This window comes from Chromobacterium alkanivorans, assembly GCF_016937655.1.
GTDB classification, from domain to species: Bacteria; Pseudomonadota; Gammaproteobacteria; order Burkholderiales; family Chromobacteriaceae; genus Chromobacterium; species Chromobacterium alkanivorans.
Genome location: NZ_JAFHKL010000007.1, coordinates 63,367 through 89,816, shown reverse-complemented (window position 1 = coordinate 89,816; position 26,450 = coordinate 63,367). Strand labels below are relative to the sequence as shown.

Annotated in this window: 25 protein-coding genes; 10 read left to right on the top strand and 15 right to left on the bottom strand. The window is 65.5% G+C overall.

Going from position 1 to position 26,450, the window contains the following annotated elements:
* Positions 1-2: 2 nt before the first annotated feature.
* The 3 genes from JW897_RS13605 to JW897_RS13595 all read right to left on the bottom strand — a co-directional run bounded on the left by JW897_RS13605 (position 3) and on the right by JW897_RS13595 (position 2,273).
* Positions 3-989 (bottom strand): S66 family peptidase, encoded by a 987-nt coding sequence (locus JW897_RS13605; protein WP_205466526.1) that lies wholly within the window; start codon positions 987-989, stop codon positions 3-5.
* A gap of 39 nt (positions 990-1,028) precedes the next feature.
* Complete coding sequence (locus JW897_RS13600) at positions 1,029-1,469, bottom strand: GNAT family N-acetyltransferase (protein WP_205466525.1); 441 nt, start codon at positions 1,467-1,469, stop codon at positions 1,029-1,031.
* 66 nt (positions 1,470-1,535) lie between these two features.
* Positions 1,536-2,273: a glycosyltransferase family 2 protein gene (locus JW897_RS13595; protein WP_338030572.1), complete on the bottom strand. Its 738-nt coding sequence runs from the start codon at positions 2,271-2,273 to the stop codon at positions 1,536-1,538.
* A 526-nt stretch (positions 2,274-2,799) separates the two neighbouring features.
* Between JW897_RS13595 and waaC the strand changes: the two genes are divergently transcribed.
* The 4 genes from waaC to JW897_RS24535 all read left to right on the top strand — a co-directional run bounded on the left by waaC (position 2,800) and on the right by JW897_RS24535 (position 6,845).
* Positions 2,800-3,762 (top strand): lipopolysaccharide heptosyltransferase I, encoded by a 963-nt coding sequence (gene waaC, locus JW897_RS13590; RefSeq protein WP_338030571.1) that lies wholly within the window; start codon positions 2,800-2,802, stop codon positions 3,760-3,762.
* On the top strand, positions 3,759-5,021 hold the full coding sequence (waaA, locus tag JW897_RS13585; RefSeq protein ID WP_048412840.1) for a lipid IV(A) 3-deoxy-D-manno-octulosonic acid transferase: 1,263 nt from the start codon (positions 3,759-3,761) through the stop codon (positions 5,019-5,021). The genes waaC and waaA overlap by 4 nt, the downstream gene beginning before the upstream one ends.
* 271 nt (positions 5,022-5,292) lie before the next feature.
* On the top strand, positions 5,293-5,895 hold the full coding sequence (locus JW897_RS13580; protein WP_205466522.1) for a CBS domain-containing protein: 603 nt from the start codon (positions 5,293-5,295) through the stop codon (positions 5,893-5,895).
* Between the two features lie 89 nt (positions 5,896-5,984).
* A complete protein-coding gene (locus tag JW897_RS24535; RefSeq protein WP_048412838.1) occupies positions 5,985-6,845 on the top strand; it encodes a methylated-DNA--[protein]-cysteine S-methyltransferase in 861 nt (286 codons plus the stop codon).
* A 13-nt stretch (positions 6,846-6,858) separates the two neighbouring features.
* Here JW897_RS24535 and JW897_RS13570 read toward each other — a convergent pair whose 3' ends face one another.
* Positions 6,859-7,722, bottom strand: coding sequence for a LysR family transcriptional regulator (locus JW897_RS13570; RefSeq protein WP_205466521.1), 864 nt, complete (start codon positions 7,720-7,722; stop codon positions 6,859-6,861).
* 97 nt (positions 7,723-7,819) lie between these two features.
* Here JW897_RS13570 and JW897_RS13565 point away from each other — a divergent pair, with 97 nt between their 5' ends.
* Positions 7,820-8,239, top strand: coding sequence for a membrane protein (locus tag JW897_RS13565; protein ID WP_048412836.1), 420 nt, complete (start codon positions 7,820-7,822; stop codon positions 8,237-8,239).
* 37 nt (positions 8,240-8,276) lie between these two features.
* Here the strand turns inward: JW897_RS13565 and JW897_RS13560 are convergent, their stop codons facing one another.
* Both JW897_RS13560 and ompR read right to left on the bottom strand, forming a co-directional pair.
* Entirely contained in the window at positions 8,277-9,581 is a 1,305-nt protein-coding gene (locus JW897_RS13560; protein WP_205466519.1) for an ATP-binding protein, read from the bottom strand.
* A gap of 3 nt (positions 9,582-9,584) precedes the next feature.
* Positions 9,585-10,310 carry an osmolarity response regulator transcription factor OmpR gene (gene ompR, locus JW897_RS13555; RefSeq protein WP_048412834.1) on the bottom strand — a complete coding sequence of 242 codons (726 nt, stop codon included), beginning with the start codon at positions 10,308-10,310 and terminating at the stop codon, positions 9,585-9,587.
* Between the two features lie 300 nt (positions 10,311-10,610).
* On the opposite strand from ompR, the gene JW897_RS13550 reads away from it, so the two are divergent.
* Positions 10,611-10,952 (top strand): hypothetical protein, encoded by a 342-nt coding sequence (locus JW897_RS13550; protein ID WP_053077212.1) that lies wholly within the window; start codon positions 10,611-10,613, stop codon positions 10,950-10,952.
* 233 nt (positions 10,953-11,185) lie between these two features.
* On the top strand, positions 11,186-11,638 hold the full coding sequence (locus JW897_RS13545) for a hypothetical protein (protein WP_156187756.1): 453 nt from the start codon (positions 11,186-11,188) through the stop codon (positions 11,636-11,638).
* Between the two features lie 6 nt (positions 11,639-11,644).
* Here JW897_RS13545 and JW897_RS13540 read toward each other — a convergent pair whose 3' ends face one another.
* Positions 11,645-12,559 carry a hypothetical protein gene (locus tag JW897_RS13540; protein WP_205466518.1) on the bottom strand — a complete coding sequence of 305 codons (915 nt, stop codon included), beginning with the start codon at positions 12,557-12,559 and terminating at the stop codon, positions 11,645-11,647.
* A gap of 237 nt (positions 12,560-12,796) precedes the next feature.
* On the opposite strand from JW897_RS13540, the gene alr reads away from it, so the two are divergent.
* On the top strand, positions 12,797-14,026 hold the full coding sequence (alr, locus tag JW897_RS13535) for an alanine racemase (protein WP_048412833.1): 1,230 nt from the start codon (positions 12,797-12,799) through the stop codon (positions 14,024-14,026).
* Positions 14,027-14,337: 311 nt separating this feature from the next.
* Positions 14,338-14,631, top strand: a complete 294-nt coding sequence (locus JW897_RS13530) for a hypothetical protein (protein ID WP_107802085.1) — start codon at positions 14,338-14,340, stop codon at positions 14,629-14,631.
* A 67-nt stretch (positions 14,632-14,698) separates the two neighbouring features.
* Here JW897_RS13530 and JW897_RS13525 read toward each other — a convergent pair whose 3' ends face one another.
* The 5 genes from JW897_RS13525 to parC form a co-directional block, all read right to left on the bottom strand.
* The gene (locus JW897_RS13525; protein ID WP_107801369.1) at positions 14,699-14,914 is read right to left on the bottom strand and encodes an HP1242/YdcH family protein; all 216 of its coding nucleotides are present in this window, start codon (positions 14,912-14,914) and stop codon (positions 14,699-14,701) included.
* Positions 14,915-15,254: 340 nt separating this feature from the next.
* Entirely contained in the window at positions 15,255-16,013 is a 759-nt protein-coding gene (locus JW897_RS13520) for a transporter substrate-binding domain-containing protein (RefSeq protein WP_048412831.1), read from the bottom strand.
* A 260-nt stretch (positions 16,014-16,273) separates the two neighbouring features.
* The gene (locus JW897_RS13515; protein WP_048412830.1) at positions 16,274-17,605 is read right to left on the bottom strand and encodes a sigma-54-dependent transcriptional regulator; all 1,332 of its coding nucleotides are present in this window, start codon (positions 17,603-17,605) and stop codon (positions 16,274-16,276) included.
* Positions 17,598-19,151, bottom strand: coding sequence for a sensor histidine kinase (locus JW897_RS13510; RefSeq protein ID WP_048412829.1), 1,554 nt, complete (start codon positions 19,149-19,151; stop codon positions 17,598-17,600). Before JW897_RS13510 ends, JW897_RS13515 begins: the two co-directional genes overlap by 8 nt.
* Entirely contained in the window at positions 19,148-21,556 is a 2,409-nt protein-coding gene (gene parC / locus JW897_RS13505; RefSeq protein ID WP_240352202.1) for a DNA topoisomerase IV subunit A, read from the bottom strand. The genes JW897_RS13510 and parC overlap by 4 nt, the downstream gene beginning before the upstream one ends.
* Before the next feature lie 130 nt (positions 21,557-21,686).
* Here parC and JW897_RS13500 point away from each other — a divergent pair, with 130 nt between their 5' ends.
* Complete coding sequence (locus JW897_RS13500) at positions 21,687-22,154, top strand: GNAT family N-acetyltransferase (RefSeq protein ID WP_048412827.1); 468 nt, start codon at positions 21,687-21,689, stop codon at positions 22,152-22,154.
* 76 nt (positions 22,155-22,230) lie between these two features.
* On the opposite strand, the gene JW897_RS13495 is transcribed toward JW897_RS13500, so the two are convergent.
* From JW897_RS13495 to pdxH, 3 genes are all read right to left on the bottom strand, one after another.
* Positions 22,231-23,484 carry a M28 family metallopeptidase gene (locus JW897_RS13495; protein ID WP_205466515.1) on the bottom strand — a complete coding sequence of 418 codons (1,254 nt, stop codon included), beginning with the start codon at positions 23,482-23,484 and terminating at the stop codon, positions 22,231-22,233.
* Positions 23,485-23,579: 95 nt separating this feature from the next.
* Positions 23,580-25,070 (bottom strand): M4 family metallopeptidase, encoded by a 1,491-nt coding sequence (locus JW897_RS13490; protein WP_156187754.1) that lies wholly within the window; start codon positions 25,068-25,070, stop codon positions 23,580-23,582.
* A gap of 580 nt (positions 25,071-25,650) precedes the next feature.
* Positions 25,651-26,292, bottom strand: coding sequence for a pyridoxamine 5'-phosphate oxidase (gene pdxH, locus JW897_RS13485; protein WP_048412824.1), 642 nt, complete (start codon positions 26,290-26,292; stop codon positions 25,651-25,653).
* Between the last annotated feature and the right edge of the window lie 158 nt (positions 26,293-26,450).

Sequence of the window (26,450 nt, the reverse complement as noted above, 5' to 3'; positions counted from 1 at the left end):
GCTCATCCTTTCGTAAAACGCAGCGTTGCCTGGCCGGCGTCCACTTCCAGTTCGGCCCAGGCGCCGTTCATCAAGGTCCATTGCGGCGGCAGATGGCCGATGTCGGCGTCCACCACCACCGGGCAAGACAGCCCATCCAAAGCCGCCTCCACCGCCTGACGGTAGCTCAGCGCGTTCGCGTCGGCGGCGTCCGGCCCGCTGCTGCGGCCCAACACCAGCCCGCTCAAGCCGTCCAGCGCGCCGGACAGCCTCAGTCCCAGCAAGGCGCGCAGCAGCTCGCAAGGCCTCAGCTCGCAGTTTTCCAGGTAAAGCAGCACCGGTTCCCGCTTGAACGCGCGCAAGTCGAAGTAAGGGCTGCCCTGCAAGCGGCTGAGGGTGTCCAGGCAGCCGCCTATCAAGCGGCCGGCGATGCGGGCCTTTTGCGCGCCCAGCACGCGCAGTTCGGACGGATAGCGCTCTCCGGGAGCGTCCCAACGCCAAAACGCCTTGTAATGGCCTTGCGGCGGCGGCAAACCGTGGCGCAAGGCATGCAGCAGCGCCGAATTCTCCTCCGCGCGCTGCGGATCGCCCAGATCGAACAGATTCGGCCCGTGCAGCGTCGCCCAGCCCGCCAACAGGGTCAGCGGCGCCAGCAGGGTGGAAATATCGGAAAACCCGGCCAGCCATTTGGGCGGCAGCCGCGCCAAGGCGAAAAAATCGATGCCGGCCAGCAATTCCATCGCCCGTTCGCCGCCCCAGGGCGGCAGGATGGCGCGTATCGTCGGATCGAACAGAAAACGGTTCAACTCCGCCAGCCGCTCGGCGGCCGGCGCGCTGGCGTCCTGGGATTCGCCGCGCAGGCAAGCGCCCTCCACCACCTGCCAGCCCTGATCGCGCAGACATTGCAGCGCGCGATCCAGCTGCCCGTGCAAGACCGGAGGCACGCCGGAGGACACCGCGGTGACGGCGACGCGGTCCCCGGGTCGCAGCGGCGCGGGAAAAGCCGTCATGGCAAGCGTCTCCTGTGGATAAACCTCATCGGCGGCCGTTCATTGGCGGTCCGCCAGATCCAAGACAAAGCTGTGGCTGGTTTTCTGTTGCCGATAAGCAAGATGACGATAGAAGGCGTGGGCCTCCACGCGTTGAATGTTGGAACGCAGTCGGACGGCCCGATAACCGCGCTGCAAGGCCCAGGCTTCGCAAGCGCTGAGCAATCGCCGCCCGATGCCCTGTCCCTGGCAGGACGGGCTCACCACGATGCCGACGATCTCGACCGCCGGCGACGCTTGCAGCGAGTGCGCGCAGCGGCAGTGCGCCCAGCCCTGCGCGACGCCGTCTTGCTCGGCCACCCAGACCTGATTGTCCGCCAGCGTTGTCAGCCTGGCGAAGCGCTCGCTGATTTCCGCTTCCGTCGCCTCGTAACCCAGATCCAGGCATAGCCGCGCCACCGCGACGGCGTCCGTCGCCCGCATGGTTCTGATCTCCACCATCTGTCTTCGCCTAGTTGCTCAAGGAAATGACATTGTCAGCATAAGGAGCGGTTGTCGGCAAGCAGGCTATTTGCTTTTCAACCGCCGCAGTTCTATCAATTTGGCGTATTTGATGTAGCTGTTGAAGCAACCGATGCTGATGTGGACCAAACCGGGGACGCCGTCGAGAAAACCCCGGCGGAAAAAGTAGAACTTGAGGAAGCGCAGCAAGGGGCTGAGGATAAGTTTGGCGATACCCACACGTTTTCCCCGCTGCAACAGCTGCTCGGCCTGCAAACTGGTGTAGCGATTCTGCTTGCTCAGATACAGCGCGATGTCTTCGCCGGACTCGTGCATCAGATCATGGCGCAGCTTGTGCACAGGGCCGTCGGCGATCACGTACTCGTGAACCAGGTCGTCGGACCAGCGCGCATGGCCGCGATGGAACAGACGCAGGGACCAGTCCGGGTAGCCTTCGCCATGCTTCAGAAAACGACCCATGAAGCGGTTGCAACGCGGGAACTGGAAAGCCGTTGCCTGTGGATTATCCAGTACGGCTTTGATTTCATTGACCAATTCCGTAGATAGCCACTCGTCCGCATCCAGACACAGCACCCAGTCGTGGCTGGCGGCTTGCACCGCCAATTGCTTCTGAGGACCGAATCCCAGCCAGTCTTGGTGGATAACTTTTGCCTTATAGGCGGAAGCTATCGCCAATGTCCTGTCCGTGCTGCCGGAATCCACAAGCACGATTTCATCGGCGAAGCCCACGCTGTCCAGACATTTTCCCAGCGATGTTTCCGCATTCTTGGTGATTAGCACCACGCTAATTCGCGCACGCATCTTGTTATATGTTTTCCCATATGTAATTTGAAGAAACTGGTAGAAGTCGTCACTTTGCTGTGGATAACCATGATTTTTCCATTGTTTTCATGGCTTTGCGCAAGATGAAATCTTGTTGTTCACCCTGCGTTTTGCAGACGGAAGACTTGTGGATAAATCTGGGCAAGCGGTGAAGTCACGGCTTGTCCACAGCTCCGATCCCATTTGTTCCCACCGGCTTGTGCATGGCGTAATTTTGCCTGGCAAGCTTCCAACGCCACCAATAACTCTTTAACGCAATTTTATATTGATGAAACTGATATAGTCGGCCATTGCTGTGGATAAGCGACAAAAACTTCAAAGGGTTCAGTTACTTGTCCTGTTGATGGGCTTTGGATAGTTTAGGTGCGCTGCGTCATCGCAAATTGTGGATAAATCCGCTCCGAGTTGTCCACAGCGCTTTATCCACAATTGAACTGCAGGGATTTTACTTGGTTAACCACAGCCATGCTCGGGTACAATGCGCGCCATGATGAATGTGCTGATTGTGCGCACCTCGTCGATGGGCGACCTTATCCACACCTGGCCCGCCATTTCCGAGCTGAAAGCGCATTACCCCAATTTCCGCATCAGTTGGCTGGCCGAAGAGGCTTTCGCCGACATTGCCCGTTTGCATCCGGCGGTGGACAGGGTGATAGCCTTGAATTGGCGGCGCTGGCGCAAACGCTGGTGGCAGCCTTCCACCTGGCGCGAAATCCGGGCCTTGCGGCGAGAACTGCGCGACACGCCTTGGGAATTGGTGGTGGACAGCCAGGGCCTGTTGAAAAGCGCTTTGCCCGCCCGCTGGGCCAAGGCGCCGCTGACCGGCTACGGCTGGGGCAGCGCGCGGGAGTCGCTGGCCAGCTGTTTTTACGACAAGCGCCACAAGGTGGACTGGAGCTTGTCGGCGATAGAACGCAACCGCCTGTTGTTCGCGCGGGTATTCGGTTATCAGCCTCAGGGAGCGCCCCGTTTCGGCGTGCCGGCCGGCGAGAGGCCGGGCTGGGTGCTGTCCGGCCGCTACGCGGTGTTGCTGCACGCTACCAGCAAGGCGTCCAAGGAGTGGCCGGAAGGCCATTGGGTGGAGCTGGGTAAACGCTTGTCCCTGCAGCATGATCTGGTGATGGTGCTGCCCTGGGGCAATGATCGCGAGCGCGCGCGCGCCGAAAGGCTGGCCGCGCAGATGCCGGCCGCGGTGGTGGCGCCCAAGATGAATCTGATCGAGGCCGCCGGCCTGCTTGGCCACGCCAACGCGGTGGTGGGTGTCGACACCGGACTGACCCACCTGGCCAACGCGCTGAACGTGCCCTTGGCGGCGATCTACACCGACACCGATCCGGCGGCCACCGGCGTGGTGGAAACGCCGTGGGCTACCAATTTGGGCGGCATCGGGCAGTGCCCGTCGGTGGACGAGGCGCTGCAAGCCTTGTTCGCGCGCAAGGACTGGACATGAACTGGCAACGCAGACTGTATTCCTGGGCCTGGCTGCTGGCCACGCCGCTGGTGCGGCATTATCTGAAGAAGCGGGCGCGCAAGGCGCCGGCCTATCTGGAGCATTGGGACGAGCGTTTCGGCAGCCAGTTGCGGCCGCGCGCGCAGGGAGCGATCTGGATACACGCGGTGTCGGTGGGCGAAACTCGCGCCGCGCAGCCCCTGGTGGCGGCGCTGCGCGAAGCCTGGCCGGACGCGCCGCTGCTGATGACGCAGATGACGCCCACCGGCCGCGCCACCGCCTTGCAGCTCTACCCCGACGCCGAAGTGCGCTATCTGCCCTACGACTACCCGCAAGCGGCGCAGGCTTTTCTCGCCGCCTACCGGCCGCGCCTGGGCGTGTTGATGGAAACCGAGCTGTGGCCCAATCTGATCCACGCCGCAGCCGAGCAAGGGGTGCCCTTGTTTCTAGCCAATGCGCGCTTGTCTGAAAAATCGCTGAACGGCTATCTGAAAATCAGCGGGCTGATTTCGCCCGCGGTGGCGGCCTTGAGCGCCGTTGCCGCGCAAACGCCCGAAGATGGCGAACGTTTGCGGCAGTTGGGCGCGCAAGAAATCGAAGTCTGCGGCAACACCAAATACGATATCCAGCCGCCGCCGGCGCAGCTGGCGCTGGCCGAGGAGTTCAAATCCAGGATAGGCCGACGCCGGGTCATGGTCTGCGCCAGCACCCGCGACGGCGAAGAGGCCTTGATCCTGGACGCCTGGCGGGCGGCGGGCCAAGCGCTGGGCGACGCGCTGCTGGTGCTGGTGCCGCGTCATCCGGAACGCTTCGCCGATGTGGCCGCGCTGGCCGAGAGCCGCGGCATGAAAGCGCAGCGCCGCAGCGACGGCGCGCCGGTGGACGCCGCCACCCAGGTCTGGCTGGGCGACAGCATGGGCGAAGCCTTCGCCTACTTCGCCTGCGGCGATCTGGCCTTCGTCGGCGGCAGCCTGCTGCCGCTGGGCTGCCACAATCTGATCGAGCCGGCCAGCGTGGGCGTGCCGGTGTTGTTCGGCCCGTCCATTTTCAATTTCAAGCAGGCGGCGGCGCTGGCGCTGGCCGCCGGCGCGGCGCGGCAGGTGGGGAGCGCCGCGGACTTGATCGGCGCCGTGGTCGAACTGCTGGGCGACGACGCCCGCCGCCGGGCGATGCGCGAGTCGGCGCTGGCTTTCAGCGGCGCCCATCGCGGCGCCAGCCAGCGCATGAGCGCCTTGTTCCGCCGCAAGCTGCAGGCCTGATTCGCGCAGGCGGCAAGCTTCGCTCCGCCGCTTGCGAAAAAATTAATCATTCGCCGGCTGATCTGCGCCGCGCCTTCTTCTACTCTTCAAACAAGAGCCGCGTCGCCGACGCGGCCCTCCCGCGGCCGCCGGCCCGGGACGGACGTGCAAAATCCAGTCATGCCCCAGGCCGGTCCACGCCGTCGGAGAACTTCCAAGCGGACAGATCGCACATGACCGGCGCAAGGCGCCGCCGCATCGACTCCGCTGTCTAACAAGACAAGGAGCTACCATGTTAGCCAATTACAGCGCGTTGCCCACGATGAGCCTGCCGTCCGCCACCGACCTGGTGCGCCTGGATCAGCGTCCGCACCCGCCGGTCACCCTGAACAGCCCGGCGCTGGAGGTGATGACCGATTTGCGGCGGATCAATCCGGTGGGCATTCATCAGAGCGCCAGCCTGCGCGAAGCGCACGACAGGATGATCAGCCACGGTATCCGGCTGTTGTTCGTCCACGACGGCGACGGGCAATTCACCGGCCTGATCACCGCCACCGATTTGCTGGGCGAGCGGCCCATCCAGTGCATGAAGGAACACGGCAAGCATTACGTCGACATCGGCGTCGGCGACGTGATGACGCCGCGCAAGCAGCTGGAGGCCTTGAGCCTGGGCGACATCGAGCACGCCAGCGTCGGCCACATGGTGGCGACGATGAAGCAGATGGGGCGGCAGCACGCGCTGGTGGTGGAGCTCAATCCGGGCAACGGCCATTACGAGTTGTGCGGGCTGTTCTCCACTTCCCACATGGCCAGGCTGCTGGGCATGCCGCTTTCCTTCATCCGCGTGCCGCAGGCGCTGTCGGAAATCCAGTACTCGCTGCTGCACGCGATATGAGGGGCGCGGCGCGCAAGTCGGCAAGAATCGGGTCGCCGCGGCGGCCCGATCTGCTTATGCTGGGGCTGTGATCGAAGGGAGAGCAGACCATGCACGGCGAAATTCTGGAAGAAGACCGCGACTACGGCCGCATCCGCGACGCCATCCGCTACCTGGTGGCGAACGCCGAGCGCCAGCCGGAACTGGCCGAACTGGCCGACGCGCTGCATCTGTCGGAATCGCGCTTGCAGCGCTTGTTCACCCGTTGGGCCGGGGTCAGCCCCAAGCGTTTCTTGCAGCATCTGACCTGCGAGGCGGCCAAGGCGAGGCTGAGCGGGCAGGCCTTGCTGCCGTTGTCGCATGAACTGGGCCTGTCCGGCGGCGGCCGGCTGCACGATCTGTTCGTGACGCTGGAGGCGATGACGCCGGGCGAATACCGCAACGGCGGCGCCGGCCTGGCTATCGAATGGAGCGTGGAGGCCAGCCGCTTCGGCCCGGTGCTGGTGGCGCGGACCGCGCGCGGGGTGTGCGCGGCGCAATTCGTCGCGGACGAGATGGAGGCCGTGGCCTGGCTGAGCCGGCGCTGGCCCAAGGCCGCGCTGAGCCACGTTCCGGGCGGCGGCGCGGCGGTGGCCGCCGCCATGTTCGAGCCGCTGCGCGCCGACGGCCAGACGCCGCTGGCGTTGCGGGTGCAGGGCAGCAATTTCCAGATCCAGGTCTGGCGCGCGCTGTTGTCGATTCCCTACGGCGGTTTCGCCAGCTACGGCCAGATCGCCGCCGCGGTGGGGCGGCCGCGCGCGGCGCGGGCGGTGGGCAGCGCGGTGGGCGCCAATCCGGTGGCCTGGCTGATTCCCTGCCACCGGGTGATCCGCGCCGAGGGCGCTTTGGGCGAATATCGCTGGGGAGCGGAGCGCAAGGTGGAATTGATAGGCTGGGAGGGCGCGGTGATGGCCGGCCTGCAGCCGGCCTGACGCGGTTCCGCGTTTACCAGGCCTCTTGGCTGAGCTGGCGGAAGAACAGCCGGGCCAATTGGTCCAGGGCCGGGTCGCCCTGGCTCTGCGCTCGCCGGTACAGCGCCATCGGCACCGCAGGCAGCGGCGGCAGCGCTTCGCGCGGCAGCGGCGCGACGTCGGGCAACTCCTCGTCCGACAGCAAGGCGCCGACCCCCAGCCCGGCTTGCAAGGCGGCCTGCACCGCCAGCAGGCTGGAGCTTTCCAGCACCACGCGGTAGGGCCGCCCGGCGTTCTCGAGCGCTTGCAGCATGGCGTCGCGCCAGCTGCAGGGCGCGGCGAACAAAATCAGCGGCAAGGGCTCGGCGGCCGGCATCGCGCCGTGCTGGGCCAGCCAGGGCAGCGGGCATTCCACCACCCAGCTGGGCGCGGCGTCCAGCTGCGCCACCCGCGGGCTGGCGATCAGCAGATCCAGCTCTTCGCGCTGGAAGGCCGCGCTCAATTCCCGTCCCGGCGCCACCCGGATGTCCAGTTGCAGCCCTGGCCGCGCCGCGGCGAAATCCGCCAGCACCCGCGGCAGATTGCGGCTGACCAGGTCCTCGATCAAGCCGATGCGGCAGCGGCTGGCCGGCACGGCCGGCGTGGACGGGCGCATTTGCTCGGCCAGGCTGACGATACGTTCGGCGTAAGGCAGCAATTGCCGCCCCGCCGCGGTGAGGCTGACGCCGCGCGGCGAACGCTGCAGCAGGGTCTGGCCGCAGTGTTGTTCCAGTTTGCGCAATTGCAGGCTTAGGGCCGGCTGAGTGCGGCCCAAGTCCGCGGCCGCGCGGTTGATGCTGCCGCGGCGCGCCACGGCGATCAGCGCGCGCAGCAAGGCGGTGTCCAAGTCTCCGGTCATGATTTTTTCTTATAACAATGCCTTGAATATTCAGTCTACCTATAAGCGACGGGAAAGTTTAGCCTGAGGACGGACATTTCCCATGAGGCGCGCAAACATGTTTATCGCGGCATTGCTGCTGGCGGTCGCCGGCTCCGTCGTCTACCACCTGTCGATCAAACAGGTGCCGGAGGCGGCGAATCCCTTTTTTTCATTGGCGGTCAGTTATGGCGTGGCCATGCTGGCGTGCGTGCTGGGAATGTGGTGGCTGCCGGGCGGCGGCCAGCGCGGACTGGCCGCGCTGAACTGGAGCAGCCTGGGGGTGGCGGCGGGCATCGTCGGCATCGAGCTGGGCTTTTTGCTGGCCTATCGCGCCGGATGGCACGTCGGCTACGCGGCGCTCAGTTCCAATGTGCTGACCGCGCTGGTGTTGCTGCCGCTGGGCTATCTGCTGTTCCGCGAACAGCCGTCGCTGGGCAAGCTCGGCGGCATGGCCTTGAGCATGGCCGGCTTGTGGGTGATGCTGCGTTTCCGCTGAGCGCCGCCCGCGGGGCGGGCGGCGCGCAAAGCGCTTGTCAGTCGGCGTGCAGCGGCAGGTGGACGGCCAGCTTGAAGCCGTCGGCCTGATCGCAGAACTCCAGCCGGCCCTTATGTTGCTTGACCACGCGGCTGACGATGGCGAGGCCCAGGCCGCTGCCGCCGTCGGTGCCGCGGTGTTCGGCCAGCCGCTCGAACGGCGCCAGCGCGGTTTCGCGCAACTCGGCCGGGATGCCCTTGCCGTGGTCCAGCACGCTGAGCACGGCGAAGCCGTCGACTTGTTCGACGCAGACTTCCACCGGCGGCGCGCCGTAGCGGCGCGCGTTTTCCAGCAGATTGGACAAGAGCCGCTCCAGCGCCAGCCCGTCGCCCTGCAACTCCGGCTCGGCCCGCCGCTCCAGACCCACCTCCATGCCTTCGCGGGCGAAGCGCGACACCACGCTGGCGGCGAGGTCGGCCAGCGCCACCGGCTCCAGCCGCGTGGTTTCCTCGGCGCGGGCGAAGTCGATGAACTGGCGCACGATCTGCGACAGCTCGTCGATGTCGGCCAGCATATCGTGCTGGTCCGGGCTGTCCTGCTGCAGCTCCAGCGTCAGCTTGAGCCGGGTCAGCGGCGTGCGCAGGTCGTGGGACAGGCCGGCCAGCATCAGCCGGCGCTCGCGCGCGGCGCTGTCCAGCGCCTGCGCCATCAGGTTGAAGTTATGGGCCAGCACTTTCACCTCGCGCGGGCCGTCCTCCGGCACCGCCGCCGGCATGGTGCCGGCGGCCAGTTCCCGGCTGGCCAGCACCACGCGGCTGATCGGCCGCGTCACCCGCCAGGCGACGACGAAGGCCAGCAGGCTGGCGACGATGGAGGCCAGCAGCGCCGCCTGCATGATGGTGTTGATCGGCCGGTCGCTGTAGCGGCCGAAAGGCAGCACCAGCCAATAGGCCTGGTCCAGCACGTGCACATTGACCCAGAGTTCGCTGCGATCCTCGATCTGGGCGTGGCGCACTTCGATGGGCTCGTTGAGGCCGTGCGACAGCCGTTGCGCCAGGGTCTCGCCCAGGCGCGGCACGTAGTCGGTGAAATTGACGCCCTGGTCGGCGTTGATGGGCAGCAGGCGCGGCAGGCCGGGGCGGTTGTAGCCGGCCAGGAATTCGGCGCGCTCGGTGTTGGTCATCGCCTCCATGGTGCCTTCCAGGAAGGCCAGGGTGTCCACCGTCTGCGAATACAGTTGCTTGTCCAAGAGCTTGTGGCGCTCGCCGGCGGCCATCCACAGGGTGACGAACTGGGTGGTCAGCACCACCAGCACCACCAAGACCGCCAGCCGGAAGAACAGCGAGCCGGTCAGCTTGCGCACGGCTTACTCCCGCGGCGTGCCGTCCGGCACGAACACATAGCCGTAGCCCCATACCGTCTGGATGAAGCGCAACTGGGTGTCGCCGCTTTCCAGCGCCTTGCGTAACCGGGAGATGTGCACGTCTATGCTGCGGTCCAGCGATTCGCCGTTGCCCTTGCCCAGCGCCATTTCCATCAGTTGTTCGCGGGTCAGCGGCCGGCGCGGATGGCTGACCAGCACCGACAGCACAGCGAACTCCGCGCTGGTCAGCGTCACCGGCTGGCCGGCCTTGCGCAGTTCGCGCTGGCCCAGATTGAGCACGAATTCGCCGAAGCTCACTTCCTCGTCGGCGTCGTGGCGCGCTCCCAGCGCCGGCGTGGCGTGATGACGGCGCAGCACCGACTGGATGCGGGCGGTGAGCTCGCGCGGATTGAACGGTTTGGGCAGGTAGTCGTCGGCGCCCATTTCCAGGCCGAGGATGCGGTCGATGTCTTCGCCGCGCGCGGTGAGCATGATCACCGGAATGGTTTCGCCCTGGGCGCGCAGCCGGCGCACCACCGCCAGGCCGTCCTCGCCGGGCATCATCACGTCCAGCACCATCAGGTCCGGGCGATTGCGCGCCAGCTTGCGGTCCAGGTCCTTGGAGTCCGGCAGCGCTTCCACCGCGTAGCCTTGTTGGCTCAGATAGCGGGTCAGCAGCTCGCGCAGCTTGGCGTCGTCGTCGACGACCAGTATCTTATTGTGTTCCATGCGTTTTTTCCTCGGAGCGGAGTGTCAGCTTAGCGGCTGGCCCCGGGATGCGGCAGCGCGCCTGATGAAGATATGTTAAGCCGGTTCTCGCGATCACACACCTTAACAAATCAGCGATTGTCGCTCATGTCTGCCTCATGCCGCGAGTCTAGGCTGCGTAATGGGGCGTTCCGGGGGGATGGGCGCGGGGAGATGCCTTTGGCATCCGCGGCGCTTGGTGTATGCTGTCCGCCCTCGCCGGGCCGTGCTTCGGGCCCGGAGTTCCTTTTCCAGCACCTTCGACAGGATAAAACAGCTTTCATGACGCGGTTGCCGATTCTTCTCATCATTGCCTTGCTGCAAGCGCTCGCCGGCGCGCCGGCCCTGGCGCGAGGGAAGGAGCGCGGCCCCATGCCGCCGGAGATGGAGCCGGCGCCGGGCCGCCGCTGCCAGGCGCGGCCCGATCCGGACTGCAAGGAGTTGCGCCGCCTGCGCAATTTGCGTCTGCGCGAGGCGGTGCAGGACGGCGATTTGCCGCCGGAGCAGATGCATAGGCCGCCGCCGCCCTACTGGCGGATGAGCCCGGACGACGCGGCGCCTCCGCCGCCGGATCGCGTCAAGCCGCATTTCTGGCGCGACCGCCGCAAGCGCGGCTCGGACTGAGCCCGCTGCGCGTCATGCCCGGCTGGCGAAGCGGGATTTCTATTGATAAGCTTTGAATAGAATACGCCGGCCTTTTCATTCCAATTCCAATTCTCACGGCCGGAACGGTTTGCGGCGCAAACCGTTCCGCGGCCTTGGGCCTGGCTGGCTGCCCGCCGCGCCGATAAGGCGCGGCGTCTTCTCGCCCATTCAGACGGGCGCAGCGATAAACGGCTATGCGCAAGGGGCATGCCTTGAAAAACAATAGGGGATACGGCGCGTTGCGGCGCGCCTGGGGACTGGGGCTGGCCTTGTGCTGGCTGGCGGACGCGGCGGCGGCGCAATGGGATTGCAGCCGCGCCACCGCGCCGCAGCGTTGCGAGTTGCACCGCCAGGGCACCATGGCCTGCAACGATTTGCCGGTTAACGGCAGGCACGCCTGCCTGCAGTTTTACACGCCGGCCTTGAGCTGCCTGCGCGAGCGCGACGCCAAGCGTTGCGAAGCCTTGCGGGCGGCGCACAGTTCTTGCGACGGGCTGGAGGGCAAGGCGCGCCGCGTCTGCATCAACGAGCGGTTGCCGCCGCCGGATTGCGCGCGTTCGGCCAACCCCGCGCGCTGCCGCGCCCGCGCCGAGGCCGAGCTCAAATGCGCGGACCGCGAGATCGCCCAGCGGCTGTGCGTGCGCCAGGCCTTGCAAGCCGATTGAGCGTTGTCATTTGGCCGTGGTCGGATCGAACCACAGGCTGCGGTCGGCGAAGGGCGTGCTGGGCGGCAGGAAGGGATTGTCGATGCGGATCAGCCGCCGGTGTTTCAGGTCCAGCCGCTGAATCAGGCCGGCGTGGTATTTCTGGAACAGCCGCTGGTACTCGCCGTTGCGCAGCATCTGCCGCATGCCCTGCTCCACGCGCTGCGCCAGCCGCTGTCCTTCCGCGTCGCGGCCGAACCAGAAGTAAGTGGGCAGCGGGTAGTAGAGCAATAGGGAGCGCTCCAGCGCGATATGCCGATATTGCGGCTGGTAGACGCGCATCTCCTCTTCCACCTCGGCCACGCCGCGCGAGAACGAATCGCCCAGGCCGCGTTCCAGCATGCGGAACAGCCCGTCGTAATTGGGGTCGGTCACCACGGTCAGTCCGGCCTGTTTCAGGATGGCGTTGTCGCCCCAGCCTTCTCCCTGGATGACGCTGAAACGGCGCAAGTCCGCCAAACTCGTCACCGCGTCGAAATCCGCTTGCCGCGCGTCGCGGATCAGCAGCACGCGATAGCCGAGCAGGCCGCGGTCTATCGGGATTCGCACCGGCAGATAGCGACGTTCGTAGTCGCGGTTGGTTTCGCGGATCACCACGTTGAGCCGGCCGCGCGGATGGCCCAATTCCTGCAGCTGGCGGGCCTCGTTCATCCTCGGCGCGAAACGCAGGCTGTAATCTCCCCAGCTCGCGCGGGTGGCGTCCAGCGCGGCGCGCAGAATCGCCCAATGGTAGTCGTAGCGCTCGTCGGCGGCGCTTTCCGGCGCGTGGCCGATATAGACCATGCCGGCCGCCAGGGCGGACGCCGGCAATCCGCCGCCGAAGGCGAGGAGGACGGCCAGCCAGCAGCCGGCCAGCCGGCGAAGAAATAGGGATTGCCGCATCGGAGGAACCTCGAAAAAGCGCGCAGACGCCGCGCGCCGCTTCTTCATGATGGATAGCGGCGCTGCGGCGCGCAAGGGGCGCCCGCCGTTGCCGGGTTTGCGCGGGGTCAAGCGGCGGGGCGAAACTAGGTCTATTAGTAAATATTCACATAGATACCAATATATCGGACTCCTATCATCCTCCGAATGCCGGAACAGCCTTGTCGGCAAGCGGCATTCACTCTCGGGGGACGACTTATGCAATTCAAGAAAACACTGCTGGCCTTGTCGCTGGGCCTGGCCCTGGCGCCCGCGCTGACCATGGCGGCGCCGCCGCTGACCGCGGCCAACAGCGGCTCCACCGCGGAAGCCGCGCGCGGCAACGCCTGGCTGGAAATCGACAAGGCGGCGCTGGATCACAATCTGGCCGAACTCAAGCGCCTGGTGGGCGCCGACACCAAGGTGTGCGCCATCTTGAAGGCTGACGCCTACGGCCACGGCATCGCCAACGTGATGCCGTCCATCATCGCCCAGGGCATTCCCTGCGTGGGCATCGCCAGCAATGAAGAGGCCCGCGTGGCCCGAGCCAGCGGCTACAAGGGCGTGGTGGCGCGCGTGCGCAGCGCCACGCAGGAAGAGATAGCCGACGGCCTGCAATACGATATGCAAGAGCTGGTGGGCAATCTGGAACTGGCGCGTCAGGCGTCCGCGCTGGCCAAGCGCCAGGGCAAGACGCTGCAAATCCATCTGGCGATCAACTCCGCCGGCATCAGCCGCAACGGCGTGGAGCTGGCCAGCAAGCAAGGCCGCCGCGACGCGCTGGCCATGCTCAAGCTGCCCAATCTGCAAGTGGTGGGCATCATGACCCACTTCCCGGTGGAGGATAAGGCCGACGTGCAAAAAGGCCTGGCGGCGTTCAAGCAGGAAAGCGCCTGGCTGATCAAGGCCGGCGGTCTGGACCGCAGCAAGATCACCCTGCACTGCGCCAACAGCTTCGCCACGCTGGAAGTGCCGGAAGCGCGGCTGGACATGGTGCGTCCGGGCGGCGCCATCTTCGGCGACACCGTGCCCAGCCATACCGAGTATCTGCGCGTGATGGCCTTCAAATCGCGAGTGGCGGCGGTCAACCGCTATCCGGCCGGCAACACCGTCGGCTACGACCGCACTTACACGCTGAAGCGCGAGTCCTTGCTGGCCAACATCCCGGTAGGCTATTCCGACGGCTATCGTCGCGCCTTCACCAATAAGGCGCATGTGTTGATCAACGGCCAGCGCGCGCCGGTGGTGGGCAAGGTGTCGATGAACACGCTGATGGTGGATGTGACCGAGATTCCGGGCGCCAAGATAGGCGACGAGGTGGTGTTGTTCGGCAAGCAGGGCAAGGCCGAAATCGGCGCCGCCGAGCTGGAGGACATCAACGGCGCCTTGCTGGCCGACCTCTACACGGTGTGGGGCAATTCCAATCCCAAACTGCTGGTGAACCGCTAAGAACCTGTTTACGATCTGCTGCGCGTTGGCGATACGGCGTTGAAAACGCCTTCGAAATGCTCATGTACCACTCGTACATTCCGCTTTCTCAGCCGTTTTCGCCTTGTCTCGCCTTAGCTCGCGAGATCGTAAACACGTTCTAAGAAGCTGTTTTAGTCTTGTCCCGCTCTTGCTTGCGGGACTTTGAACAGGCTCTACGCCGGCCCGCGCCGCCGCCATTCGCGGCGGCGGCGTGTGAGTCTTCACAGTCTGCTGGCGAATTGCCCTGGTTTGGACTTAGATGAATCATGTTCCCGCATCAGGAGTGCGCCATGCAGTTCGACGAAGTTCGCCCAGAGCATTTCACCACGCTGTCCCGCAACCCGTTTCCGCATATTCTGATCGACCGGGCCTTGCAGCAGATCGCCGGCGGCAGCGCCGATGGCTCGCAGTTCCGCAAGGACGTGCTGGCCGCGGCGGGCTGGAGCCATGGCGGGCTGACGCCGTTCGGCAAGTATCCGGCCGACGCCTGCGTGGCGTTCAACCGCATCCGCAAGGTGCTGGAAGTCACCCAGGAGCCCGGCGCCATCCTGGCGGAACTGGAGAAGGACGCGCCCACGGTCTGAAGCCCGGCGCGCATCATGCAAAAGCCCGCCTGTCGGCGGGCTTTGTTCTTGCGCGCAGACGCCGGATCTAGCCGGCGGCCTTTCTCAGGATGATGTACAACTCATCCTTCAGCCGCAGTTTTTCCTTTTTCAGGGTTTCGATTTCGAAGTCGACGGAAGGCTCGATGCGCGCTTCCATATTCTTGATCTTCTGGTCTAGGTCGTTGTGTTTGTTGAACAGGCGGGTGAAGTGCTCGTCTTCGGTTTTCAGCTTGCTGATCAGTTCGCGGTATTCGGGAAACATGGGCGACTCCTTGGGCGGGTGGATACATGGAGCGGCTGGCGACGCGGGCCCGGGCGAAGCCTAAGGACAAAAGCGGCGGTCGTCAGCGATCAGATACTGCCAAACCATGCTAACACCGCGCGGCGGCGAAGGTTATTGATCCAGAGCAGACACCCGCCCTTAGGCCACCAGCCGGGCGCGGCGACACGTTCTCAGAGCCTGTTCAAAGTCTCGCGAGCTAAGGCGAGACAAGGCGAAAACCGCTGAGAAAGCGGAATGTACAGGTGGTGCATGAGCATTTCGAAGTTGGCACTCATCGCACAATCTCTCTACCGACGCGCGGCAGATCGTGAACAGGTTCTCAGGGTTTGAACCAGGGCCGTCCACGCTGAGTGGGCAGCTGGTAGCGCTCGGCCAGTTTCTCGTAGCCGCCGGCGGCGGCGAAGCGGCGCAGGCCCAGGTTGAAGCGGTCGCGGTCGCGGACGTCGCGGAAGGCCAGCCGGTAATGGGTGGGAGTGAACAGCGCGTACGGACAGAGCTTGGCTTTGATGTCGATCTCGTGGTTCAGCTCGCGGCTCAGTTGCTGGAAGATGTTGACGTCGGAAATCGCCACGTCGGCGCGTTCGCTGTACAGCAGGCGGTTGAGGGTGACCTGCGGCGACTCCTCGCGGTAGGACGGAATCTGCGGCGTCAGCGCGGCGAAGGCGGGGCCCAGATAGAGGTGGGCGCCCTGGAAGGCCGCCACCCGGAAGCGGGCCAGATCGTCCAGCCGCCGCAGGCGGATGCGGCGTTTGCACAGCGTGATCGCCATGTTCTGGTAAACGATGTAGGGCTCGGAAACATGGCCGCCGCTATTGGCGATGGCGGCGTCCACCTGGCCGTTGGCCAGCCAGGTGTGGGCGCGCAGATTGGGGCCGAAGCGGATCTGAGGCTGATAGCCGGCCTGGCTCAGGGCCTGGCTGACGATGTCGAATTCCACGCCTTTGCCGCGTTCGGCGTCGATATAGGGCTGTTTGGTTTCGCCCAGCGCCACCCGGATCGACGGCAGCGCGGCAATCTGGGCGCTGAGCAGCAGAGCCGGCAAGGCGCGGAGGACGGGATGGAGCGGCGTAAGAGCCATGGGCCGGTAGCGAAGTCGATGTGTTTGCAATGGCGGGCGCCCTTGGGCGCGGCCGCCGAATAGATTCTTTATAGCCGCTGGCCCGGGTCCGGCCTCGCCTGATGCGCGGATCGCGGCTGCCGCATTGTAGCGATTGCGGGGCCGCGCTTCCCGGGTTTCCGGCAAGGGTCCGGCAAAAAGCGAGAATATGGCTTATCCACAGGGTTTGGCGCAACGCCGTGCTTATCCACAGCGTGTTTCGCGCGCGTCGGCCCCGCCTTTTACTTGATGCCCAGCCTTTCCATCCGGTAGCGCATCGAGCGGAAGGTGACGCCCAGCTGCTTGGCGGCCTGGGTGCGGTTGAAGCGGGTGCCTTCCAGCGCCTTGAGGATGGCCTCGCGCTCCACCCGGTCCAGAAAATCCTGCAGCGCCTCGCCGTCGGCGCAGGTCGGCGCTTCGCCGTCGCCATGGCCGCCGTGATCGCCCGGCAGCAGCTGCAGGTCCCGCAATTCGATGCGGGCGTCGCTGGCCAGCGCCACCGCGCGTTCCAGGATGTTTTCCAGTTCGCGGAAGTTGCCCGGGTAGTTGTATTCCAGCAAGGCCTTGAGCGCCGCCGGCGCCAGCCGCGGCTTTTCATCGGGAGAAAAGCGCTCCAGCAGGCTGGCGATGTAGCGCGGCAGATCCTCGCGCAGCTCGCGCAGCGGCGGCATGCGCAGCGGCAGCACGTTCAGCCGGTAATACAGGTCCTGGCGAAAGCTGCCGGCGTCCACCCGCGCCGCCAGGTCCTTGTGGGTGGCGCAGATGATGCGCACGTCCACCGCCTCTTCCTGGGCGTTGCCCAGGCGGCGCACTTTCTTTTCCTGAATCGCGCGCAGCAGCTTGACCTGCATCGCCAGCGGCAGATCGGCCACTTCGTCCAGAAACAGCGTGCCGCCGTTGGCTTGCTGGAAGAAGCCGTCGCGGTCGTTGTCGGCGCCGGTGAACGCGCCTTTGCGGTAGCCGAAGAATTCGCTTTCCATCAGCGTTTCCGGGATGGCGCCGCAGTTGACCGGAATGAACGGCCGTTCGGCGCGCGCGCTGTGCTCGTGTATCATCCGCGCCGCCTGTTCCTTGCCGGTGCCGGATTCGCCGCTGACGTAGACCGCGGCCTGGCTGCGCGCCAGTTTGCCGACCAGGCGCAGCGCTTCCTGGATCGCCGGCGATTCGCCGTCCAGCCGCACCGCGGCTTCGGCCTTGCCGTTGTCCACGCGCAGCACGGATTTCACCAGGCTGCGCAATTGCGCCAGGCTGACCGGTTTTTGCAGGTAGTCGAAGGCGCCGGCCTTCATCGCCAGCACCGCGTTGTCGGTGTTGCCGTAGGCGGTGATCACCGCGATGGGCACGTCCAGGCCCTGTTCGGCGATGTGGCGCACCACTTCGATGCCCTCGCCGTCCGGCAGCCGCATATCGGTCAGCGCCAGGTCGAAGGGTTGGCTGTTCAGGCTGAGCTTGGCGGCGCCGACGCTGGCGGCGGTGGCCACGTCCAGGCCCATCTTGATCAGGGTCAGTTCCAGCAGTTCGCGGATGTCCGGTTCGTCGTCGATCACCAGCACGCGCAGGGAGGATTTAGCCATAAGCCTTGTGACAGATCAGACGGAACACGCCGCCGGGCGGGCAGTAGTCCAGCCGCGCGTCGTTGGCTTCCGCCAGTTCGCGCGCGATGTACAGCCCCAGTCCGGTGCCGGCGCTTTCCGTGGTGAAAAAGGGTTCGAACAAGCGGGCCTGGGCATCTTCGCTCATGCCGGGACCATCGTCCATCACCTTGATGGTCAGGTGGTTTTCCACTTCGCCCACTTCGACGCGCACCGCGCCCGGCTGCTTGCTGGAGTAGCGCCAGGCGTTGGCCAGCAGATTGTTGAGAATCTGGCCGAAATGGCCGCGGTCGAACTGGACCGCGGCGGCCTGCGCCTGGTAGACGCAGCAGATCGCGCCGGCGGCGGCGGCCTCCACCACGCCGAAGTGGTCCAGCAGCTCGTCCAGGAAGGCTTGCAGCCGGATGGGCTCGGGCTTGATCCGGTCGCGGCGGTTCAAGGCCAGCACTTCCTGCACCATGTGGTTGATGCGCTTGCTGTTGCCCTGGACGATGCGGATCAGCCGCTGGCGCGCCGGGTCGGTTTCGTCTTCGGCCAGCAGGTCGGCCGCGTGGTTGATCGCCGACAGCGGGTTGCGGATTTCATGGGCGATGTTGGCGGTGAGCCGCCCCAGCGCCGCCAGCTTGACGCGTTTGCCCTCTTCCGCCATGTCGGCCATGTCGCGCATGAACAGCAAGAGCGCGTGGTCGTCGCCCACCAGCACCGGCACCATGCGGCCCACCAATTGGCGGCCGCGGATATTGCGGTCGATGAAGCTGGGATTGGGCGGGCAGCCGTTGTGCCGCCAGCGTTCCACCAGCGGCAGCAGCTCGGGCACGGCGTGGCCGCGGCGCATGGCGCCGAAATAGCGCGCCGCCTGGTTGTTGAACTGGCGCAGCAGGCCGGACGGGTCCAGCACCACCACCGCGTCGCGCTGGCTTTGCAGCACCAGCTCGTTCAGGCGGTTGAGGTTGGCGATCTCGCCGCCGCGGCGGGTGGCCAGCGCTTCGGAGTCGCGCGCCACCCGGCCCAGCTTCCAGGTGACGATGGAGGTGATGAAGCCGGCGGTGGCCAGCAGCGCGGAGTAGTAGAAATCCGAGCCGCGGCCTATGCCCAGGTATTGCTCGACGCCGACGAAGGACAGCAGGATCAGCGTGGCGATGGAGGCGTAGAACAGCGCGTAGCGGCCGGAGGACAGCAGGCCGGCCACCGCCAGATAGGGCAAGAGCAGGATGCCGTAGCCGCTGCGCACGCCGTCGTTGATGCCCATCAGCAGCACGATCATCGCGATGTCGGCGGCGATGGCCAGCGTCAGCTGCAGGGTGTGGGCCAGCCGGCCGTTGCGCAGCAGGAACCAGGCGCCGATCAGCGCGGCGTAAACGCCGCTCCACAGATAGAAGACTTTGCCGCCGGCCACCAGCGATTCGCCTTCGCGGTTGGCGAACAGCGACATCGCCAGCAGCACCAGCAGCAGCGCCGCCCGGAAACTGTTGATGAAGACCAGCCCGCTGCGCGGGGTCAACGGCGTCGGCGGGCGGTCCCGGTTCATGTCGTCGGCAGCTCGCTGATGGCGCTGACGCTCCATTTCTTCGGCATCAGCTTGCCCTTCTTGCCGCGCTTGCCGGCGAACTCCGCCAGCGCCAGTTTTTCATCGGAGGCCTTGCCGCGCACGGACAGCGTGGACAGCAGCGCTTTTTCGCCGTTGACCAGGCCGACGGCGGTGACGGCTTCGCCGTCTTCCACCGCCATCAGCATCAGGCCGCGGCCCTTGGCCAGTTCCTTGAGCTCGGCGGCCGGGAAGGCCAGCAGCCGGCCGTTGTCGGCGGCGGCCACCAACTGGGTGCCCTCGCCTATGCCGGCGGCCGGCAGCGGCGCCGGGGCCAGCACGGCTTCCTCCGGGTTCAGCGTCAGGAAGGCCTTGCCGGCCTTGACCCGGCCGGCCATGTCGCCCAGCTTGGCGATGAAGCCGTAGCCGCCGGAGCCGGCGACGACGAAGCGGGCCTCGTCCTTGCCGGACAGCATCTGCGCCGGTTTGGCGCCGTCCTGCAAGTCCACCAGCGAGGCCACCGGCACGCCGTCGCCGCGGCCGGTGGGCACGTCGGCCGGGTCCACGGTGTAGGCGCGGCCCTTGTTGTCCAGCACGATCACCGACCACACGGTGCGGGTTTCCACCACGGTGTGCAGCGCGTCGCCGTCCTTGAAGGCCAGCGCGGCGAGGTCGACGTTGTGACCGACGCGGGCGCGGATCCAGCCCTTCTGCGACAGGATGATGGTGACCGGCTCGTCGGCGACGGTCTGGGTCAGCACCGCGCGTTCGGCGGTCTTGATCTCGCTGCGGCGCTTGTCGCCGTATTTGGCGGCGTCGGCCTGGATTTCCTCGCGCATCATGCTGCGCAGCGCGTCCGGGGTGTCCAGCACGTGGCGTAGGCCTTCGCGCTCCTCGCGCAGATCGGACAGCTCTTTCTCCAGCTTGAAGCCTTCCAGCCGCGCCAGTTGGCGCAGGCGGATTTCCAGGATGTCTTCGGCCTGGATCTCGGTCAGGCCGAAGGCCTTGATCAGGTCCGGCTTGGGTTCGTCGGATTCGCGGATCACGCGTATCACTTCATCGATGTGGATGAAGGCGATCATCCGGCCTTCCAGGATGTGGATGCGCTTTTCCACCTGGGCCAGCCGGTGCTGCAGGCGGCGGGTGACGGTGGTGCGGCGGAAGTCCAGCCATTCGCTGAGAATGGGCTTGAGGCCTTTCTGACCCGGGCGGCCGTCCAGGCCTATCATCACCAGGTTCATCGAGGCGTTGCCTTCCAGGCTGGTCTGCGCCAGCAGGGTGTTGATGAACTCGTCCGGGTCCTGGCGGCTGGATTTGGGTTCGAACACCAGGCGCACCGGGCACTCGCTGTCGGATTCGTCGCGCACGCGGTCCAGCAGCGACAGCATCAGGCTCTTCAGGTTTTGCTGGTCCTGAGTCAGCGCCTTCTTGCCGGTCTTGACCTTGGGATTGGTGGCTTCTTCGATTTCCGCCAGCACTTTTTGCGCGCTGGAGCCGGGCGGCAGCTCGGACACGATCACGCGCCACTGGCCGCGCGCCAGCTTTTCCACTTCCCATTTGGCGCGCACGCGCACGCTGCCGCGGCCGCTCTCATAGGCGGCGAGGATGTCTTCGGCCGGGGTGATGATCTGGCCGCCGCCGGGGAAGTCCGGGCCGGGCACGTATTGCATCAGCGCCGCGGTGTCCAGTTCCGGATCGTCCAGCAGCGCGACGCAGGCTTGGGCCACTTCGGTCAGATTGTGCGGCGGGATTTCGGTGGCGAGACCCACGGCGATGCCGGAGGCGCCGTTGAGCAGCACCATGGGCAGGCGCGCCGGCAGCAAGCGCGGCTCTTCGAAGGCGCCGTCGTAATTGGGCACGAAGTCCACGGTGCCCATGTCGATTTCCGACAGCAGCAGATCGGCGATCGGCGTCAGCCGCGCCTCGGTGTAGCGCATCGCCGCCGCGCCGTCGCCGTCGCGGCTGCCGAAGTTGCCCTGGCCGTCGATCAAGGGGTAGCGCAGCGTGAAGTCCTGCGCCATGCGCACCAGCGCCTCGTAGGCGGAGCTGTCGCCGTGCGGGTGGTATTTACCCAGGATTTCGCCGACCACGCGCGCGGATTTCACCGGCTTGGCGCCGTGGGCCAGGCCCATGTCGCGCATCGCGTACAGGATGCGGCGCTGCACCGGTTTCTGGCCGTCGGCCACTTCCGGCAGCGCGCGGCCCTTGACCACGCTCATCGCGTATTCCAGGTAGGCGCGCTCGGCGTACAGGTCCAGCGGAATCCACTCGCCGTCGTCGGCGTCCGCCGCGGGAGGAGTGGGCGGCGGCGGGGTCAGGGCGGCGGCGCCGTCCGGCTTAGTCTCGGCAAACAGATCGTCGTTATCGTTCATATGGGCAAGGCAGGAGTTGAATCGGTTAGCGTTCATCGGCCGGCGTTTGCGCCACGGCAAAGCCTGTCCTCACGGTTATAGCTGGCGAGGACGCCTTGTCGTAAGCTTGGCCCGGAAGCGCCGCAAGCCGGCCGATGATAATGAATCAGTTCAGAGGAATTCTACTATGGCAAACCGAGTTGCGTGGCACTGCCACCGTTTCGATGGTTTTACGCCGCTGGCGCTGTATCGGGCCTTGCAGCTGCGCGACCAGGTGTTCGTGGTGGAGCAGCAGTCGATTTACGGCGATGTGGACGGCGTGGATCTGCACTGTCTGCACTTGTCCGGCCACGACGACGGCGGCCGGTTGCTGGCCTATGCGCGCTTGATCGCGCCGGCGGAGAAATACCCGGACGCGGCGGCGATAGGCCGGGTGGTGGTGGCGCCGGAGGCGCGCGGCCAGGGCTTGGGCAAGGCGCTGCTGGCGCAGGCGGTGGCGCAGTGCCGCGCGCATTTTCCGCAGGCGGCCATCATGTTGTCGGCGCAGACCGACGCGCAGGCCTTGTACGAGAGTTTCGGCTTTCGCGTGGTGTCCGAGCCTTACGACGACGGCGGCATTCCGCATGTGGACATGCGGCGCGAGGCCGGCGTTTAAAACCGCTTCATCGCGTATTCCACAATGAAAAACCCACCCCGCAAGGGGGTGGGCGCATTCAGGCGAGGGCTTGGGCTCAGCGTTTGACCGCCGGGCCGTCGCTGCCCAGTTCCACCGCGTAGGCCAGCGCCAGTTGCGAGAACTTCAGCGCGTGGCGAGCCTGGTTGCCGGCGCTGGCGAGGGTGTCGCGCACGGTGTGGATATTGGGGTTGGACTGGTTGAAGGCGGATTCGAACGGGAAGGACGCCGGGTAGCCGTTCTTGTGCCAGGAGGCGTGGTCGGAGCACGCGTAGCCGCAAGAGCTGTAGCCCACTTTCAGATTGGGCAGGTAGGCCTTGGCCAGATTGGCGAGGAAGGTGTTCTGCGACGCGTTGGTGTAGTCGGTGAACAGGAAGATGTCTTCCGCGCTGCCCTGGTAGTTGGTCATGTCCAGCTGCAAGGCGCCCACCACGTTGACCTTCTGCTGTTTGTAGCGGTTGGCGATGTCGGAGGAGCCGCGCAGGCCCACTTCTTCCGCGGCGTAGGCCATGAACTTGATGGTGCGGCGCGGCTGGTAGTTGTTGGCCAGCAGCACGCGGATCACCTCGGTCAGGCTGGCGATGCCGGAAGCGTCGTCGTCGGCGCCCGGCGCGCGGCTGGTTTCGCCGGTGCCGTTGCCCACGGTGGAGTCCAGGTGGCCGCCCAGCACCAGGGTTTCGGCGGCGTTGTCCTTGCCCTTGATGGTGAGGATCACCGATTTTTGCGGCCAGGCGCTGTGGGCGAACTGCTCCACGGTCACATCGCCGCGGCCGGCGGCCAGCTGCCGCCATTGGCTGGCGATCCAGTTGGAGGCGTTGACGCCGTGGCTGGTGGTGTAGAAGCGGTTCTGGTAGTTGGACAGCGACTGGATGGTGCCGAGGATGTTGCTGTCCTGCAGCTGCGGCAGCAGCTTGTTGACGACGGCCTGGTCGTTGATCTGGTAGCTGGGCAGCAGCGCGCTGGCCACCGGGGCCTTCAGCGCGGTGCGCGCGTCCTGCAGATCCTTGTGCACGATGAAGCCGCCGCAATGGCGCAGGCTGTGGTGGATGGCGTCCGACAATTGCGGCAGCACGCTGTCGTCCACTTGCACCAGGTGGACTTTCTCGGTGGCCACGCCCTTGGCGGACACGCCGGCCGGCAGCGCGCTCACCGCCAACTGGCGGCTTTCCTGGCTGAGGCTTTTCGGGCTGACCTGTTGCAGCAATTGATAGGCGTCGTCGCCGATGGAAATCCACACCGGGGCGGCCTGGGCGGCGCCGGCCAGGCTGGTGGCGGCCAAGAGCGCGACGAGACTCGGTTTGAGAGTGAGCATTCCGGAATTCCTGAGCGATGCCGGCCATGGACGGGCCATGGCCGGCGGATGGGAGAAGCGGCGCGGGCCGTCACGGCCGCGCCGTCAGACGGTCATCAGCTGCCGCAAGCCACGCCCACGGCGGTGAAGGCCTTGGTCACGTCGGCCTTGCTGTAGCCGCGCGCTTCGGCCGCTTTTTCAACGCCGCAAGCGGCGCTGTTGTAAGTGGCGTTGGCGGTCCAGTACAGGCGGTTGGCGTCCACGAACACTTCAAAGGCCTTGCGGGTGTTCCAGCCGGCGCTGGTGGCGATCAGGTAGAAAGCCTTGTTGTACACGCCGCTGGAGTAGTGCACGTCCAGGCCGCTGGTGTAGTCCTTGGCGTGGCCGATGGAACGGCCGTCCTTGGTCGGATCGGCGAAGTAGCGCAGCGCGCCGGTCTGTTTGAAGATCTCCGCGCCCACCAGGAAGTCGTTCTTGCCCTTCATGTAGTACTCGGCGGCTTCGCCGGCCATGTCGGAGAACGCTTCGTTGATGCCGCCGGACTGGCCGCTGTAGACCAGGCCGGAGTTCTGCTCGGTGAAGCCGTGGCTGACTTCGTGAGCGGACACGTCCAGCGACACCAGCGGGTAGAAGCGGGTGGCGCCGTCGCCGAAGGTCATCGCGCTGCCGTCCCAGAACGCGTTTTCATAGTTGCGGCTGTAGTGCACCTTCATCAGCAGCTTCTGGTTGATCGGGCGCAGGTTGAACCAGTCCTTGTACAGATTGAACACCACGTTGCCGAAGTAGTGGGCGTCGTTCAGCGGCGAGTAGGCGCCGTTGATCTGCTTGTAGGTGTTGGTGGGGCAAGCGAACTTGTACGGGGTGGTGCCGCTGGTGCCGCCGTTCAGGTTGATGGTGGCGACGTTGCCGCTGTCCATCTTGCAATCGCTGGTGACGATCAGCGGACCGTAGTTGGTGCCGTACAGGTATTTGCCGGTCTTGGCGTTGCCGCCGGGGCCGTTGGCTTCGGCGTGGTTCAGGCCTTCCCACTGCTTCAACACCTGGCCGCTGTTGGCGTCGATGATGAAGTGCGGGCGGCTGGGTTCCTTGCCGCCTTCCACCAGGAAGGACACCAGATAGACCAGCTGGGCGGTGTTGTTGTCCAGACGCACCACCAGTTCGGTCTTCTCGTTGCGGGTTTCATAGCCGTTGGCCTTCAGCGCCTTGGCGCTGGAGAGCGCCTGGGTGGCGCTGAGGGCCGGCTTGACCGTGGCCAGGTCGGAGGCGATGCCGCGCACATAGTAGCCGGACAGCTTGCTCGCCGAGGCCGTGGACGAGCCTTTGGCGAATTGTTTTTCCTCCACTACGGCTTCGCCCCACACCGGCACGCCTTGATAGTACTGCTGGTAGCGGGTGACGACTTTGCCGTTGGGGAACTGGGCGCTGCGTTGCGCTTTCAGTTCGCCTTGGTTGATGCCGGCGGCGCTGAACACGCTGGCGCCGTCGACGAGTTTGCTGGATTTGGCCAGCGCTTCCAGGTTGACGCGCTCGGCGGCGTGGGCGGAGCCGTAAGCCAGGGCGAGAGCGGACAGCACCAGTACGCGAACCATCGCAGTTTGGGTTTTCATCACGACTTTTTCTCCAATGTAGATCAGCAGGACACGGTAATGCCCCGCGTCAAGCCGGCGAGTCTTGCGTAAAGGCCGCCGGCGCCAGACAGGCTTGCGCCTGCCCTTTCGGACGCTTGGAAACCGCTCCCGAAGATGGCTGGCGCCATCGGGCGGGGGAGGCGTTCGCTGCGTCCCTCATGCGTTCCCGACATGGGACGTCGCTCTGAGCATGGGAAAGGAATTGCTGAAATCAGAGGACGTTGGCTTGGTTTGTTCTGACGACCACTTGCCAAATGCATAAATTATGTATTGGTTTTTCCGCCTTGATATGCATCTGTTCTAAGTGCCAGTTGCCTGGCGATTGCCGGCGACGGGCATGACCAAAATCAAAGCGGGGCGTCGAATCCTTGGTAGACAAGGAGAAGAGAGGGAAACATCAAGAAAATGAAAAGCCGCACCATCCCGATGCGGCTTGTTGTGATGCGGCAACATCCAAATCGCTATAAAAGCGGACAAACTGTCTAATTTGAGATGGTTGCGGTTTTTTGAATATGCGTAAAGCGCATGATATCAATGAGTTGTTCTCACCCGGGCGGGCTCAGGGCGCCAGCCGAGCGATCTTCCAGCCGCCGTCTTCCAGCAGGGAATACTGCACCCGGTCATGCAGCCGGCTGGGGCGGCCCTGCCAGAACTCCAGCCGGTCCGGCGTCACCGCGTAGCCGCCCCAGTGCGGCGGCCGCGGCACGTTCAGCGGGTGCTTGACCCCGAACATAGCCGCCCGCGACACCAGCACGCTCTTGGAGCCGATTTCGCTGCTCTGTTCGCTGGCCCAGGCCCCGACGCGGCTGGTGTAGGGGCGGCTGGCGAAATAGGCGTCCGAGACTTCCGGCGCCACCTGGGCCGCGCGGCCCTCGATGCGGATCTGCCGCTCCAGCTCCGGCCAGAAGAAGGTCAGCGCCACATAGGGGTTGTCGTTCAACTGGCGGCCCTTGCGGCTCAGATAATTGGTGTAGAACAGCAGCTGGCCGTCCTCCACCCCCTTGAGCAGCACGATGCGCGAGGCGGGGCGGCCGTCCGCCCCAGCCGTGGCCAGGTTCATCGCCGTGGGCTCCGGCACCTGGGCGGAGATGGCCTGGTTCAGCCAGCTTTCCAGCTGGGCCAGCGGGTCCGGCAGGCACTCCTCCGGCGACAATTCTTTCTTGGAAAAATCCTTGCGGATGTCTGCGAGGTTCAGCGACATTTCGTCCTCCTTGATGGGGCTTATCTTATGCCAGCTCCGCTTGGGCCATATAGGAGTTTGCGCAAGAAGAGCGCTATTTTGGACGGCGCGCGGCGCCGGATTCTGCTATGTCATATAAGGCGCTGGCCATGGGCCGGCGCGGCTTGCCGCCGCGGCGC